The 15,159-nt window shown below is 37.1% G+C and carries 16 protein-coding genes, 1 tRNA gene, 1 rRNA gene, 1 other RNA gene and 1 other annotated feature; of the genes, 15 read left to right on the top strand and 4 right to left on the bottom strand.

What is annotated here, in order from left to right:
* Positions 1 to 2 precede the first annotated feature (2 nt).
* A 5S ribosomal RNA gene (gene rrf / locus V7024_RS14150) occupies positions 3 to 118 on the top strand.
* 40 nt (positions 119 to 158) lie between these two features.
* On the opposite strand, the gene V7024_RS14145 is transcribed toward rrf, so the two are convergent.
* A complete protein-coding gene (locus tag V7024_RS14145; protein ID WP_335521060.1) occupies positions 159 to 1,145 on the bottom strand; it encodes a YaaC family protein in 987 nt (328 codons plus the stop codon).
* 116 nt (positions 1,146 to 1,261) lie between these two features.
* Between V7024_RS14145 and guaB the strand changes: the two genes are divergently transcribed.
* From guaB to V7024_RS14110, 7 genes are all read left to right on the top strand, one after another.
* Complete coding sequence (guaB, locus tag V7024_RS14140; protein WP_335521058.1) at positions 1,262 to 2,725, top strand: IMP dehydrogenase; 1,464 nt, start codon at positions 1,262 to 1,264, stop codon at positions 2,723 to 2,725.
* Between the two features lie 104 nt (positions 2,726 to 2,829).
* Positions 2,830 to 4,149, top strand: coding sequence for a serine hydrolase (locus V7024_RS14135; RefSeq protein WP_335521056.1), 1,320 nt, complete (start codon positions 2,830 to 2,832; stop codon positions 4,147 to 4,149).
* Between the two features lie 160 nt (positions 4,150 to 4,309).
* Positions 4,310 to 5,197, top strand: a complete 888-nt coding sequence (pdxS, locus tag V7024_RS14130) for a pyridoxal 5'-phosphate synthase lyase subunit PdxS (RefSeq protein WP_335521053.1) — start codon at positions 4,310 to 4,312, stop codon at positions 5,195 to 5,197.
* Between the two features lie 17 nt (positions 5,198 to 5,214).
* The gene (gene pdxT / locus V7024_RS14125) at positions 5,215 to 5,805 is read left to right on the top strand and encodes a pyridoxal 5'-phosphate synthase glutaminase subunit PdxT (protein ID WP_335521051.1); all 591 of its coding nucleotides are present in this window, start codon (positions 5,215 to 5,217) and stop codon (positions 5,803 to 5,805) included.
* Between the two features lie 54 nt (positions 5,806 to 5,859).
* Positions 5,860 to 6,081 (top strand) — a binding site (T-box leader).
* A gap of 49 nt (positions 6,082 to 6,130) precedes the next feature.
* A complete protein-coding gene (serS, locus tag V7024_RS14120) occupies positions 6,131 to 7,405 on the top strand; it encodes a serine--tRNA ligase (protein WP_335521049.1) in 1,275 nt (424 codons plus the stop codon).
* 377 nt (positions 7,406 to 7,782) lie between these two features.
* Positions 7,783 to 7,875, top strand: a tRNA-Ser gene (locus tag V7024_RS14115).
* Between the two features lie 171 nt (positions 7,876 to 8,046).
* Positions 8,047 to 8,421, top strand: a complete 375-nt coding sequence (locus V7024_RS14110; RefSeq protein WP_335521046.1) for a DUF3797 domain-containing protein — start codon at positions 8,047 to 8,049, stop codon at positions 8,419 to 8,421.
* 36 nt (positions 8,422 to 8,457) lie between these two features.
* On the opposite strand, the gene V7024_RS14105 is transcribed toward V7024_RS14110, so the two are convergent.
* The 3 genes from V7024_RS14105 to V7024_RS14095 form a co-directional block, all read right to left on the bottom strand.
* Positions 8,458 to 9,126: a deoxynucleoside kinase gene (locus tag V7024_RS14105; protein ID WP_335521044.1), complete on the bottom strand. Its 669-nt coding sequence runs from the start codon at positions 9,124 to 9,126 to the stop codon at positions 8,458 to 8,460.
* A 2-nt stretch (positions 9,127 to 9,128) separates the two neighbouring features.
* Complete coding sequence (locus V7024_RS14100) at positions 9,129 to 9,764, bottom strand: deoxynucleoside kinase (RefSeq protein WP_335521042.1); 636 nt, start codon at positions 9,762 to 9,764, stop codon at positions 9,129 to 9,131.
* A gap of 217 nt (positions 9,765 to 9,981) precedes the next feature.
* Positions 9,982 to 10,518, bottom strand: a complete 537-nt coding sequence (locus V7024_RS14095; RefSeq protein WP_335521040.1) for an isochorismatase family cysteine hydrolase — start codon at positions 10,516 to 10,518, stop codon at positions 9,982 to 9,984.
* A gap of 73 nt (positions 10,519 to 10,591) precedes the next feature.
* Here V7024_RS14095 and tadA point away from each other — a divergent pair, with 73 nt between their 5' ends.
* The 7 genes from tadA to V7024_RS14060 all read left to right on the top strand — a co-directional run bounded on the left by tadA (position 10,592) and on the right by V7024_RS14060 (position 14,984).
* Complete coding sequence (gene tadA, locus V7024_RS14090) at positions 10,592 to 11,089, top strand: tRNA adenosine(34) deaminase TadA (protein WP_335521038.1); 498 nt, start codon at positions 10,592 to 10,594, stop codon at positions 11,087 to 11,089.
* A 77-nt stretch (positions 11,090 to 11,166) separates the two neighbouring features.
* An RNA gene (gene ffs, locus V7024_RS14085) (signal recognition particle sRNA large type) lies at positions 11,167 to 11,431 on the top strand.
* Between the two features lie 229 nt (positions 11,432 to 11,660).
* Complete coding sequence (gene dnaX / locus V7024_RS14080) at positions 11,661 to 13,346, top strand: DNA polymerase III subunit gamma/tau (RefSeq protein WP_335521037.1); 1,686 nt, start codon at positions 11,661 to 11,663, stop codon at positions 13,344 to 13,346.
* A gap of 69 nt (positions 13,347 to 13,415) precedes the next feature.
* Positions 13,416 to 13,742: a YbaB/EbfC family nucleoid-associated protein gene (locus V7024_RS14075; protein ID WP_335521035.1), complete on the top strand. Its 327-nt coding sequence runs from the start codon at positions 13,416 to 13,418 to the stop codon at positions 13,740 to 13,742.
* Between the two features lie 14 nt (positions 13,743 to 13,756).
* A complete protein-coding gene (recR, locus tag V7024_RS14070) occupies positions 13,757 to 14,353 on the top strand; it encodes a recombination protein RecR (RefSeq protein ID WP_335521032.1) in 597 nt (198 codons plus the stop codon).
* A 15-nt stretch (positions 14,354 to 14,368) separates the two neighbouring features.
* The gene (locus V7024_RS14065) at positions 14,369 to 14,590 is read left to right on the top strand and encodes a YaaL family protein (protein ID WP_335521030.1); all 222 of its coding nucleotides are present in this window, start codon (positions 14,369 to 14,371) and stop codon (positions 14,588 to 14,590) included.
* A gap of 124 nt (positions 14,591 to 14,714) precedes the next feature.
* Positions 14,715 to 14,984: a pro-sigmaK processing inhibitor BofA family protein gene (locus V7024_RS14060; protein WP_335521028.1), complete on the top strand. Its 270-nt coding sequence runs from the start codon at positions 14,715 to 14,717 to the stop codon at positions 14,982 to 14,984.
* Positions 14,985 to 15,159: the final 175 nt, after the last annotated feature.

Here is a 15,159-nt window from a genome sequence, read left to right as displayed (position 1 = left end):
AGTCTGGTAATGATGGCAGAGAGGTCACACCCGTTCCCATACCGAACACGGAAGTTAAGCTCTCTAGCGCCGATGGTAGTTGGGACTTTGTCCCTGTGAGAGTAGGACGTTGCCAGGCAAACGAAAGACGAGTCAGTGGACTCGTCTTTTTTTATTTCCTAAGAAATTGTGCTATGTTTACTCATTAAATATAAATAAATATAGTACGGTACTTTTTCGGCTGTAACAGCTAGAAATTGAAAGATGAATGGATAATCTTCAGAATCATAACTTCCAAGTAAATCGTACCACCAGTCTGTTTCATAGCGGGATATCATACTTAAGTTATAAAGCAAAAGGTAGTGTATAAGTAATTCTGGGAGAACAGGAGCCATTTCATTATTAGCAGGTAAATAATAAGTATTTGTATAATGATTGTATGTAAGGGGAGCACTGTATAATGGCTTCCATTCTTTCATGGAAGCTGAGAAATACAAATGTGAGTCATTTTCTTTAAAGTTTGTATATCGAATGTTAAGGTGCTTGTTAATCCCTTCTATATACCGTATAAAACGTTCTTCAGTCATATGAAAAGTATCTAAAATGTGAGTAGGAAAAGTAAAGATATTTTCCGTCACTTCTTTTAATTGATATAGGTTATTTTTTCTTTTACTGTATCGGAATAAATCCGCTAATTCAGCGACCCGCTGCATCAACCCTTCCATTGTGTATTTTTCTCCTTCTAAATGTTTCACATGAAACATTTGTTCCGCAACGTGAGTAAATAGCCCGTGCTTTTGAATTTTTACTTCATCATCTATAAATTGATAACCTTGTTTTTTTCTTTTTCTTGTTGTAACCCCATGTGCCAATACAGAAGTTGATTCAGGATAATTAGGATCCACTGTAAGTAAACAAGCTTTTAGAAGTTGGCTCATTCCATAAAACAGTAATACTGGCTTAATAGAAAATGGTGCAGTATTACATAATTGGTAATAGCTTTTTCCATGCTCTAAGTAATAAATAAAAGGATAACAATTTTCAAAGCTTTTTTTCTCAGTATTTGTATTACCTAATTTTTTGTAGCAATGGGTAAGATAATGTTGCGTGTGAGTAGAAGAAAGAAAAAAGCTTAATTTCTGCCAAATGATTGTAGAATGCTGCATATATACTCTCCTTTTTGTTTTTAGAAAATTCTAACATATTCAGTCTTTCTTGACAGTATTTTAACCAATTGTTAAGCTACTAATAATAATTTCAGGTATCATGGGGGGAATCATTTATGTGGGAATCTAAATTTGTTAAAGAAGGTTTAACGTTTGATGATGTATTACTTGTACCAGCTAAATCGGATGTATTACCACGAGAAGTAAGTGTAAAGACGGTTTTATCTGAAACATTACAATTAAATATCCCTTTAATTAGTGCGGGGATGGATACGGTAACAGAAGCTAATATGGCAATTGCAATGGCTCGTCAAGGTGGAATTGGTATTATCCATAAAAATATGTCTATCGAGCAACAAGCTGAGCAAGTTGATAAAGTAAAACGTTCTGAAAGCGGCGTTATTACAGATCCTTTCTTTTTAACTCCAGATCATCAAGTGTATGACGCAGAACATTTGATGGGAAAATATCGCATTTCAGGTGTTCCAGTCGTTAATGATGAAGAAGAGCGCAAACTTGTAGGGATTATTACAAACCGTGATATGCGTTTTATTCAAAATTATTCAATTAAGATTTCTGATGTAATGACGAAAGAAAATTTAATTACAGCTCCAGTGCATACTACACTAGAAGATGCTGAAAAAATCTTGCAAAAACATAAAATTGAAAAACTTCCTCTTGTTGATGATAACGGTGTACTACAAGGCTTGATTACAATTAAAGATATTGAAAAAGTAATCGAGTTTCCAAACTCTGCGAAGGATAAACAAGGTCGTTTATTAGTAGGGGCAGCTGTTGGCGTAACAGCTGATGCAATGCAGCGTATTGATGCATTAGTAAAAGCAAACGTTGATGTAATTGTTATTGATACTGCACATGGGCATTCACAAGGTGTATTAGACAAAGTGAGAGAAGTTCGTGAAAAGTATCCAAACTTAAATATTATTGCTGGTAACGTTGCAACGGCAGAGGCAACTCGTGAATTAATTGAAGCAGGTGCAAATATTGTTAAAGTTGGTATTGGTCCAGGTTCTATTTGTACAACGCGTGTTGTAGCTGGTGTTGGTGTTCCTCAATTAACAGCAGTGTATGACTGTGCAACAGAAGCTCGTAAGTACGGTGTTCCTGTAATTGCTGATGGTGGAATTAAATATTCTGGCGATATTGTAAAAGCGTTAGCAGCAGGCGCTCACGTTGTTATGCTTGGTAGCATTTTTGCAGGTGTAGCAGAAAGTCCAGGAGAAACAGAAATTTACCAAGGACGCCAATTTAAGGTATATCGTGGTATGGGTTCTGTTGGTGCAATGGAAAAAGGTAGTAAGGATCGTTACTTCCAAGAAGGTAATAAAAAGCTTGTTCCAGAAGGAATTGAAGGCCGTGTTCCATTTAAAGGTCCTTTAGCAGATACAGTACACCAATTAGTTGGTGGATTACGTGCAGGTATGGGATATTGCGGTGCAGCTGATTTAACATTTCTGCGTGAAAATGCACAGTTTATCCGTATGTCAGGCGCTGGATTACGTGAAAGTCATCCGCATGATATTCAAATTACAAAAGAAGCACCAAACTATTCACTATAATGTCTGATATAAAAATAGACGGAGACTTAGTATCTCTGTCTATTTTTTTTTGATTGTGTTAGAATAACGTTTATGTGAGTACAAATATATTGGGGGTAACAACAGTGAAAGGTATGTTTCGTAAGCAAATGGTTGCGATTGTAACAGTGCTTACACTATTTTGCAGCATGTTTTTTACATACAGCAGTGCATTTGCGGAAACCAATTCTGCTTTGAATGTTGAGGCTGGTGCAGCAATTTTAGTGGAAGCAAATTCCGGGAAAATTTTATATCAAAAAAATGCAGATGAATCATTAGCGATTGCTAGTATGACAAAAATGATGACTGAATATTTGGTTCATGAAGCAATAGCAAAAGGTAAAATTAAGTGGGATCAAAAAACGAAAGTTTCTGATTACGCTCATATAATTTCACAAGATCGTTCTTTATCAAATGTTCCTTTGGAAAAAGGCGGTATGTATACTGTAAAAGAATTATATGAAGCAATGGCAATTTACTCTGCTAATGGCGCAACAATTGCTTTAGCTGAATTGATTGGTGGTTCAGAAGCCAATTTTGCTAAAATGATGAATGATAAAGCAAAAGAACTAGGGTTACAAAATTATAAATTTGTAAATTCTACAGGATTAATCAATAAGGACTTAAAAGGAAAACATCCTGAAGGCACAAGCCCGGATGATGAAAATAAAATGTCTGCTAAAGATTGCGCTTTGTTAGCACAACGTTTACTTCAAGATCATCCGAAGGTTCTTGAGACAGCAAAAATTACAAAAAAGACATTCCAAAAAGATGGAAAATATCCAATTGATATGTCAAACTGGAACTGGATGTTAAAAGGGTTAGTTAAAGGATACGAAGGCGTAGATGGCCTAAAGACAGGTCATACTGATCAAGCCGGTTATTGCTTTACAGGTACAGCAGAGCGTAATGGTATGCGTTTAATCTCCGTTGTTATTAAAACAAACTCTGAGACAGCTCGTTTTGATGAAACGAAAAAACTATTTGATTATGGTTTTACAAATTTCCAAACAAAAACGGTATATTCAAAAGCTTCTCAAGTAAAAGGTCATGAAACAGTTCATGTAAATAAAGCAAAAGATACAGAAGTACCAGTGCAGACAAAGAAAGAAATCGTACTTCCAATGCCAAAAGGTAGTCAAGATATTTATAAAACAGATTTCAAAGCAGTAAATAAAGAGAATGAAGCACCAATTAAAAAAGGTACAACACTTGGTTATATGACCGTATCAGCAAAAGATGCTAATGATGTAGGATTTTTAACTGGTAAATCCATGCAAGTAGATCTTGTAACAAAACAAGACGTAGAAAAGGCGAATTGGTTTGTTCTTTCTATGCGAAGCATTGGTTCCTTCTTTAGTGGTCTATGGAATGGTACAGTTGATACTGTAAAAGGTTGGTTTTAAAAGCTCCCGATAAGGGGCTTTTTTATTTCCTATTTTTCGCACCTATTTTATCCAAAAAAATAGTAGACAAATCTCTAATAGATAATGGTAGAATGTAAGAGTATTCTTAATTTTCTCCGTGATTGGGGAAAAGCAATTCACCTAGGGGGGTTTTTTGTACATGTTAAATGTAACAGGAACAGAGCGCGTAAAACGTGGAATGGCAGAAATGCAAAAAGGCGGCGTCATTATGGACGTAGTTAACGCTGAGCAAGCAAAAATTGCAGAAGCAGCAGGTGCAGTTGCAGTTATGGCATTAGAACGTGTTCCAGCTGATATTCGTGCAGCAGGTGGCGTTTCGCGTATGGCAGATCCAACAATCGTGGAAGAAGTAATGGGTGCTGTATCAATTCCAGTTATGGCAAAATGCCGTATTGGTCATCTTGTGGAAGCACGCATACTTGAATCATTAGGGGTAGACTATATTGATGAGAGTGAAGTATTAACTCCAGCTGATGAAGTGTACCATTTAAATAAACGTGATTATACTGTTCCATTTGTATGTGGATGCCGTGATATCGGAGAAGCGGCACGCCGTATTGCTGAAGGTGCATCAATGCTTCGTACAAAAGGTGAGCCTGGTACAGGAAATATCGTAGAAGCTGTACGTCATATGCGTCAAGTAAACGCAGAAATTCGTCAAGTTGCAAGCCTGCGCGAAGATGAATTAATGACATATGCAAAAAATACGGGTGCTCCTTATGAAGTATTACTTGAAATTAAGCGCCTTGGCCGTTTACCAGTTGTAAACTTTGCAGCAGGTGGTGTTGCAACACCAGCAGACGCTGCGTTAATGATGCAACTAGGTGCAGATGGTGTATTCGTAGGTTCTGGTATTTTCAAATCTGAAAACCCAGAAAAATTTGCACGTGCGATTGTTGAAGCGACAACGCATTATGAAGATTATGAATTAATTGCTCGCCTTTCTAAAGGACTAGGTAATGCAATGAAAGGTGTTGAAATTTCAACATTATTACCAGAACAACGCATGCAAGAGCGCGGTTGGTAATTAAAGGAGTTTTTGAAATGGTTACAATCGGTGTATTAGGACTTCAAGGAGCGGTTCGTGAACATGTACGTGCAATAGAAGCAGTTGGTGCACAAGCGGTGATTGTGAAGCATACAGAGCAATTAGAGGAAGTAGATGGACTTATTTTACCAGGCGGTGAAAGTACAACAATGCGCCGTCTTATTGATAAATATAGTTTCATGGAACCTCTTCGTGAATTTGCTAAAGCAGGAAAACCGATGTTTGGTACATGTGCAGGTATGATCTTACTTGCAAAGAACCTTGTTGGATATGAGGAACCACATATTGGTGTAATGGATATTACAGTTGAACGCAATGCGTTTGGCCGCCAAAAAGATAGTTTTGAGGCTGCTCTTTCGATGGAAGGAGTAGGCGAAGACTTTATTGGCGTATTTATTCGTGCACCGTATGTTGTAGGTGTAGAAGATCATATCGAAGTATTATGCACATATGAAGATCGTATGGTCGCGGTTCGTCAAAATCATTTATTAGCAGCTTCTTTCCATCCGGAATTAACAGATGATCATCGTGTTACAGCTTATTTTGTAGAGATGGTAAAGGAAGTAAAAATGAAAAAAGCTGTATAAGTGACTTGAAACTTGTGCAAGATTATAGTAAATTGATGGTAACTATTTTATATGATAAATGTGTTGATAGGAAGTAGTAGCAAGAGACGTTTCTTATAGAGAGTCGGTGGTTGGTGTAAACCGATAGAAGCGGCTTGTGAATCCATCCTGGAGTGAAGTGTGGAACAGCCTGTTGGCTAGTAAACATTTCCGGTGAAGAGCCGTTATCTCTACTTGAGAGGAAAGCAATTATGCTTTCAATTAGGGTGGCAACGCGGGTTAACTCCCGTCCCTTTGTATAGGGACGGGAGTTTTTTATTTTTGTAAAAATAAAGGAGGAAATATTATGCTTGATATTAAATTTTTGCGTGCAAACTTTGAAGAAGTAAAAGCGAAACTGCAACATAGAGGCGAAGACTTAACCGACTTTGGCCGTTTTGAAGAATTAGACACAAAAAGAAGAGAATTACTTGTACAAACGGAAGAGTTAAAAAGCAAACGTAATGAAGTATCTCAACAAATTTCTGTATTAAAACGTGAAAAGAAAGATGCAGAGGCGCTTATTTTAGAAATGCGTGAAGTAAGCGATAAAGTGAAAGAGCTTGATAATGAGCTTCGTACAGTTGAAGAAGATCTTGAGAAATTAATGTTATCTATTCCAAATATTCCACATGAATCTACACCAATGGGTGAAACGGAAGATGATAATGTGCAAGTTCGTACGTGGGGAGACGTTCCAGAATTTACGTTCGAACCAAAGCCACATTGGGACATTGCAACGGATTTAGGTATGCTGGACTTTGAACGCGCTGGAAAGGTAACAGGTAGCCGTTTTGTATTTTATAAAGGGGCAGGTGCAAAATTAGAACGTGCTTTATTTAACTTCATGCTTGATCTTCATACGGAAGAGCATGGATATGAAGAGATTTTACCTCCGTATATAGTAAATCGTACAAGCATGATAGGGACGGGGCAACTTCCGAAGTTTGAAGAAGATGCGTTTCGTATTGAAAGCGAGGATTACTTCTTAATTCCTACAGCTGAAGTACCTGTAACAAATATGCACCGTGAAGAAATTTTAAGCGGAGATCAATTACCAATTCGTTATGCAGCGTTTAGCGCATGTTTCCGTTCTGAAGCAGGATCTGCTGGTCGTGATACACGTGGTTTAATTCGTCAGCATCAATTTAATAAAGTAGAGCTTGTGAAATTTGTAAAGCCTGAAGATTCTTATGAAGAATTAGAAAAATTAACAAATGATGCAGAGCGTGTATTACAATTATTAGGTCTTCCATACCGTGTCATGAGCATGTGTACAGGAGATTTAGGATTTACGGCAGCAAAGAAATACGATATTGAAGTGTGGATTCCTAGCTATGGTACATATCGTGAAATTTCTTCTTGTAGTAATTTTGAAGCATTCCAAGCGCGCCGTGCAAATATCCGTTTCCGTCGTGACACAAAAGCGAAGCCAGAGCATGTTCATACATTAAACGGATCTGGACTTGCGATTGGCCGTACGGTAGCTGCTGTTTTAGAGAACTACCAACAAGAAGATGGCTCTATTGTTATTCCAGAAGTTCTTCGTCCTTATATGGGAGGAAAAACAGTAATTAAATAAATCCAAATTTAAAAAACGATATAAAACCATTCTTTTTCGGTGGGCGAGAGCATCTGGCCATGCGTAGAAGCGGTCAGGGCCCTTTCCTGCCACATGCAAGATAAAACAAAGGGAGAAAGCGAGTGCAGGCTCCTTTTTTTGCATAGCCGCAAATCTATATGCCGAAAAATTAAAATAGATTCATATAAATAAAACCATTCTTATTAATATACATTCGTTGTTATTTTAGAATAACGGCATCTTTAATTATTTAGTAGAGTGGGATATATTTTATGAAAAAGGAAGGAGAAAAAATCTCTTTCCTTTTTATATTATCTATATAGTAGGGTTGACGAACTGTTTTTCTTTTGATATTATATTTCATGTCATGTTAACACGGAGGAATACCCAAGTCTGGCTGAAGGGATCGGTCTTGAAAACCGACAGGCGGTGTGAGCCGCGCGGGGGTTCGAATCCCTCTTCCTCCGCCATATATAATTGACAACAGCGCATATAAGTGGAGATTGGAGAACTCGTTACCAACACGTAACGAGTTTTTATTTTAACCAATCAGGAAGTAGCATATAGGAGAATGAACCTCTTATAGGAACACTCATATTCCGAGGATTATCTTCATAGATATGAAAGGAGCTACCATGGCCATGGATATTATTATACAAACGTTTCCGCTTGACGGAAAAACACTATATTATGTACAATGCCCCGTTTGCAAGAAAAATAAAATTTTAAACAGTGCTGCAAACGTATCTCGTATTGTAAGTGATGAAACATTTCGTAAACTTTGTGGTTGCATCTGTGATGTGAAACAAGAAGTGAAGAAAGTAGAAGCACCAAAACAAGTTGAGAAAAAGGTAGATTCAAAACGTAAAGTAATTACAGCTGTTATTAATGGAAAAGAAATGACGGTAAAAGAAATTGCTGAAGCATATAATATTAGTGTGAGCACTGTACGTCAGCGTATTAATGCAGGGAAAACAGAGAGCGAAATTATTGCTCCGACGAAAAAGAAAAACTAAGTTCATAGGAAAAACCCGTGCGATTGCACGGGTTTTTTATTTTACAAGTTTACGTGTTTGTTGTAAGAAACGACCAATTTTCTTAATAATAGGTTCAATTGAATTTTCACTTTGTAAAATGTCATATTCGTTAATATTAAGACGGAGTACAGGACAAGCATTAAAGTCATTAATCCAATTTTCGTAGCGTTCATGCATTTCTTTCCAATATTCAATTGGTGTTTGTTGTTCCATTGGTCTTCCGCGCTCTTTAATACGATCTATAATATCATCAAATGATCCTTCTAAGTGAATTAGTAAATCAGGATGTGGGAAGTAAGGTGTCATAACCATTGCATCAAATAAGCTTTTATACGTTTCATAATCTGTAGCAGTCATTGTCCCTTTTTCATAATGCATTTTGGCGAAAATTCCTGTGTCTTCATAAATAGAACGGTCTTGAATAAATCCTCCGCCATATTCGAAGATTTTTTTTTGTTCTTTAAAGCGTTCTGCTAAGAAATAAACTTGTAAGTGGAAGCTCCAACGTGTGAAGTCTCCGTAAAATTTATCTAAATATGGATTAGAGTCTACTTTTTCAAATGATGTGCGGTAACCAAGTGCATTCGCAAGGGCGTTTGTCATTGTAGATTTCCCAACACCAACTGTTCCGGCAATCGTAATAACAGCATCATTTGGAATGTCATATTTTTGTCTCAAATTCATTACTAGTTAATCTCCTTTGTCAGTGTATTTTGTAATGCTGATAAGATTACATTTAAGTCCGATTCATTTTTTACAAAATCCATGTTATCTCCATTGAATTTTAATACGGGGATGTCTGGATGATTTTTTTTGAATGCTTCCATTGCCATTTCGTAATCTTTAATGAGTTGCAATAAATAATTAGGATCTATATTTTTTTCGAATTCACGCCCGCGCATTGCAATTCGTTTTTGAAGTGTTTCTAAACTTGCTGTTATATACACGATGACATTTGGAACTGGCATATCTTGTGTTAAGATACGATAAATTTTCATGTATTTCTCATGTTGGGCACCATGTAATGTTTGAGATGCAAAAATTAAGTTTTTAAATATATGGTAATCTGCTACAACAGGTATATGTTGTTTTAAATATTTTGTATCAATGTCTTCTACTTGCTTATATCGGTTGCATAAGAAAAACATTTCTAATTGAAAAGCCCATTCCTCGATATTATCGTAAAATTTTCCTAAAAAAGGATTTTCATCAACGATTTCTTTTAATAAATGGAGTTGCATGTGAGTCGATATCGCTTTCGCGAGTGAAGTTTTTCCAACACCAATGGGTCCTTCAACTGTAATAAATGGTACTCCAGTCACACTGTTGCCTCCTCTCAAAACATGATTTGACACGAATAAAAAGCACAAAACAGAACTATTGTAGCATAAGAGGAGTGAGAAAGGGTTAGTTTGTCATAAAAAGTTAAAAAATCGATTTATCCGGTATTAACTCGCAATACGCCCCCCGCACCTCAAGATTGAGAGAGGTGTGGGGGGATGAATACTCCCTTACTAATGGAAGCTTCACTTTATGTAATTACAGTAGTAAATGAAACGATGAAGAAGTATTTGCTTTTAAAGTGGTTTGCATAATACGCAAGGCATGCTTGTTATCTTGATCGCAATTAGAAGCAATACAATCTTCAGGTACATATAATTGATAATTTCTCATGTGAGCATCATTTGCGGTGAAGAGAATGCATATATTTCCAGCCACTCCTGTTAAGATAAGATTTTCAATTTTTAAATGACCTAATAATGAATTTAAGGGTGTTTCATAAAAAGCGGAATAATGTGGTTTAATAAAAATATAATCGTCGCTGGCAGGGGCAATCTTTCTTATGATTTCTTCACTATGTTCATTTGTGCAATAGGTGATGAGTTCATTAATATCAGCTCTCCATAAATGATAATGATCATTTACATAAATAATTGGACAGCCGGAGTTTTTCATTTTTTGTTTAAGTTGTAAAATCGATTCTGTAATAGGTTTGCATTTTTGTGCTAAGATAGGTCCGTGTGAAAATTGGAAGTCATTAATCATGTCGATAATAAGAAGTGCGGTATTTTTCATATGTAATCTCCTTTCCTTTCTCTTTAGATTGGATTGAATATAGAAAAGTTATTTGCGATGAAAGGACTTTGTTATGGAAGAAGATATTTATTTTATGAAACTTGCAATAGAAGAGGCAAAAAAGGCTGAGGAAATACAAGAAGTACCAATTGGTGCGGTTGTTGTTGTGGATGGTGAAGTAATAAGTCGTGCACATAACTTACGTGAAACAGAGCAACGATCAGTCGCTCACGCTGAATTGTTAGCGATTGATGATGCTTGCAAGAAATTAGGGACTTGGCGTTTAGAAAATGCAACGTTATATGTCACATTAGAACCGTGCCCAATGTGTGCTGGTGCCATTGTGTTATCACGCGTAAAACGCGTTGTATATGGTGCGGCAGATCCAAAAGGTGGATGTGCCGGTACATTAATGAATTTATTAACAGAGGATCGGTTTAATCATCAATCCGAAGTTGTAGCTGGTGTATTAGAAGAAGAGTGCGGAAGTTTATTAACAAATTTTTTTCGAGAACTACGTAAAAAGAGGAAGAAAGAGAAGGAAGAGTTGGATAAAAATACTCATTGCTAACACGTTGCAATTTTTTAGGAAACAAGTTATACTGAGATTGCCTTTAAATGAGGCAACTAAATATGGTTTTAACTTTGCCGTGCTAAGCGGGGAGGTAGCGGTGCCCTGTACTCGCAATCCGCTCTAGCGAGGCCGAATCCCTTCTCGAGGTTATGTTACTGTAGGGTCTGCCTTAAGTAAGTGGCGTTGACGTTTGGGTCCTGCGCAACGGGACCCCGTGAACCTTGTCAGGTCCGGAAGGAAGCAGCAATAAGCGGGTCTTCTCGTGTGCCGCAGGAGTGCCTGAACCGAGCTAACTGCTTAAGTAACGCTTATGGTACGTAATCGACAGAAGGTGCACGGCAGTTATATATGCATATAAACTCATCCTATACGAATAGGATGGGTTTTTTGTATGGAAAATAACTTTTGGAATCTAGAATCAGAATAGGTTATAATAAAGTGAAACAATAATGAATCAGGCTTTTACGGGCAGTGTATCCCGCCTAACTTTTTGTTTGAGTTGGCGAGAGTGCTGTTTGTGAATAGCGGGATAAACGAGAGAATAACCTTTGGGGGAGGCCGTATTTTCGTGTCATACCAGGCGTTATACCGAACATGGAGACCGCAGAAATTTGAAGATGTAGTCGGTCAAAAGCACGTAACGAAAACGTTGCAAAATGCCCTTCTTCAAGAGAAAGCGTCACATGCTTATGTATTCTCTGGCCCGAGAGGAACAGGGAAAACAACAATTGCGAAAGTATTTGCAAAAGCAATCAACTGTGAGCAAGCTCCTACAGCTGAACCTTGTAATCAATGTCCTGCATGCTTAGGAATTACACAAGGTGCTATTTCAGATGTATTAGAAATTGACGCGGCTTCGAATAACGGTGTAGATGAAATTCGAGATATAAGAGATAAAGTAAAATATGCTCCAAGCGAAGTTCGCTATAAAGTATATATTATTGATGAAGTTCACATGCTTTCGATGGGGGCGTTTAATGCGCTATTAAAAACATTAGAAGAGCCTCCGCAGCATGTTATCTTTATTTTGGCAACGACAGAACCGCATAAAATTCCACCGACAATTATTTCTCGTTGTCAGCGTTTTGAGTTCCGCAAAATATCAGTACAGGATATTGTAGAACGATTAACAACTGTTGTGAACAACGAAGGAACGAAAGTGGACGAGGAAGCGCTTCAAATTGTAGCGCGTGCTGCAGAAGGTGGTATGCGTGATGCGTTAAGTTTAATCGATCAGGCGATTTCCTATAGTGATGAAGTGGTAACGGTAGAAGATGTATTAGCGGTCACGGGTTCTGTTTCACAGCGTTATTTAGCGAACCTTGTAGAAAGTATATATGAAAATGATGTATCAAAAGCATTGCGTATTGTTGATGATATTATGAATCAAGGGAAAGATCCACTTCGTTTCATGGAAGACTTTATTTACTATTACCGAGATATGCTTTTGTATCAAACATCACCGCAGCTAGAGGATATGCTGGAGAGAGTTATTGTTGATGATTCATTTCGAAAGTTAAGTCAGGAGATGCAGCCTGAAATGATTTATGAAATTATTCATACGCTTAGTAAAAGCCAACAAGAAATGAAATGGACAAATCATCCTCGTATTTTTTTAGAAGTGGTTATGGTGCAATTGTGTCAGCAATTTGCGATGAAAGTAAACGGAGCGGATCGTTTGCAAGTTGTTTTACAAAGAATGCAGCAGTTAGAACAGGAATTAGAGAAGATGAAACGACATGGTGTACCAACTTCAATGCAACAAGAAGTGAGAGAAACAAAGGCTGCACCGAAGCCGAGTCGTTCTGGTAGCATGAAAATACCGGTCGGTCGTGTTCATGAAGTGCTAAAGCAAGCAACTCGTAAAGAGTTGGAGCAGTTGAAAAGCGCATGGGGTGAACTGTTAGAGCGATTGAAAAATTATAATAAAGTCGCTTATGCTGTTTTGTTAGAAAATAGTGAGCCGGTAGCGGCGTCTACTACTTCTTATGTTCTTGCTTTTAAGTATGAAATTCATTGTAAAATGGCGAGTGAAAATCGCGAGGCAACAGATACGGTAGAGCAAATTCTCTTTGAACTATTTGGGAAGAATTTACAAATGATTGCAATTCCTAAAAGTGAATGGGGGAAAATTCGTGAGGGGTTCCTACAAAATGAAGATGGTTCTTCAGAAGAAGAAGAGAAGCCGAAAGATCCCCTTATAGAAGAAGCTGTAAAAATAGTTGGAGAGCAATTAATTGAAATAAAGGAATAAAGTATGCCTTAAATGGAGTTTTTTTCTAAAATGTAAACATCCATTAAGCGGAAATTAGGAGGAACTATTATGATGCGTGGAATGGGAAATATGAATAACATGATGAAACAAATGCAAAAAATGCAAAAACAAATGACGAAAGCACAAGAGGAACTTGGTGAAAAAACAGTTGAAGGAACAGCTGGCGGTGGTATGGTAACAGTTATTGCAAACGGCCATAAACAAGTTCTAGAAGTGAAAATTAAAGAAGAAGTTGTAGATCCAGAAGATATTGAAATGTTGCAAGATCTTGTATTAGCTGCAACAAATGATGCATTAAAGAAAGCAGAAGAATTATCGAATGCTACAATGGGACAATTTACAAAAGGAATGAATTTACCAGGCGGTATGTTCTAGGAGGTTGGTCATAGATGCACTATCCAGAACCAATCTCGAAGTTAATTGATAGCTTCATGAAATTGCCAGGTATCGGACCGAAAACAGCGGTTCGTTTGGCTTTTTTCGTATTGGATATGAAAGAAGATGACGTATTAGATTTTGCGAAGTCACTTGTAAATGCAAAACGAAACTTAATGTACTGTTCTATTTGTGGTCATATAACAGATCGAGATCCTTGTTATATTTGTGATGATTCTCATCGTGATCAATCGGTTATTTGTGTTGTGCAAGAGCCAAAAGATGTGATTGCAATGGAGAAGATGAAAGAATATCAGGGAGTATATCATGTATTGAATGGTGCCATTTCTCCGATGGAGGGAGTTGGTCCGGAAGATATTAATATTCCTCAGTTGTTAAAACGACTACACGACGAAACAGTACAAGAAGTTATTTTGGCAACAAACCCGAATATTGAAGGGGAAGCAACAGCGATGTATATTTCTCGTCTGTTAAAGCCAACGGGGATTAAAGTGACTCGTATTGCACACGGGCTACCAGTTGGTGGTGACTTAGAATATGCGGATGAAGTAACGCTATCAAAGGCGTTAGAAGGCCGCAGAGAATTATAAGTAGGAGAAATAGAGATGTTTTTTCAAAAAAAAGGGAAATTGCGCAAGGGATATGATGAAAAATTAATTGTATTGCTAGAACAAGTGAAGATAGAGTGGATGCGTCAGAAGAGAATTGTAGAACAAAGCATTGAGCCTTCAGAAGATGTATTGTGTCATTTAAAACTGGCGGAAGCGAAGTACTTCTATCTATTGAAGGAAGCGAAAAGACGTCCTGTGAAAATGGAACAATTATAAAAGAGAAGTCGAACGGGAAATGGTTTTTCAGTTCGGCTTTTTATTTTATAAGAAAAAATTAACGGTCTTTTTTTTTCTTTTTCCCATACAAATATAGTGTACAAGTTGTAAGGGAGAGAATCGCATGGAACATAGTTTGATTATTGGTGGTATATTAACGTTAATATTTATTTTACTAATTGTCGGTGCTTCTATAAAGCCGTTTCGCTTTATAGGCAGATCGCTTGTCAAAATTGTAATAGGAGCTTTGCTGTTGTTTGCTGTGAATATAGTAGGGGCGCAGTTTAGTTTTCATCTTCCTATTAATGTTGGTACTACATTTGTTTCGGGTTTTTTGGGTTTGCCGGGTATCGGCGCGCTTATAGTTATTAAATTATATATTTTACCAGGCTAGAAAAAACTTTTATTTTCGAGCTTGGTTATTTTTTTCAGAAAAAATATTGACGTCTAAACTATTAATGTGGTAAATTAATAAACGTCGTCAACAACGAAAGAAAAAACAAGTTGACGGTGAAAGATAAATGTGATATCTTATAGAAGTCGCTGAAATGCGATATTGAACTTTGAAA

The organism is Bacillus sp. JJ864, from assembly GCF_036963045.1.
In the GTDB taxonomy this organism is placed as follows: Bacteria; Bacillota; Bacilli; order Bacillales; family Bacillaceae_G; genus Bacillus_A; species Bacillus_A pseudomycoides_C.
Note: the sequence above shows the minus strand (reverse complement) of the source record. Positions and strands in the feature narration are given on the sequence as shown.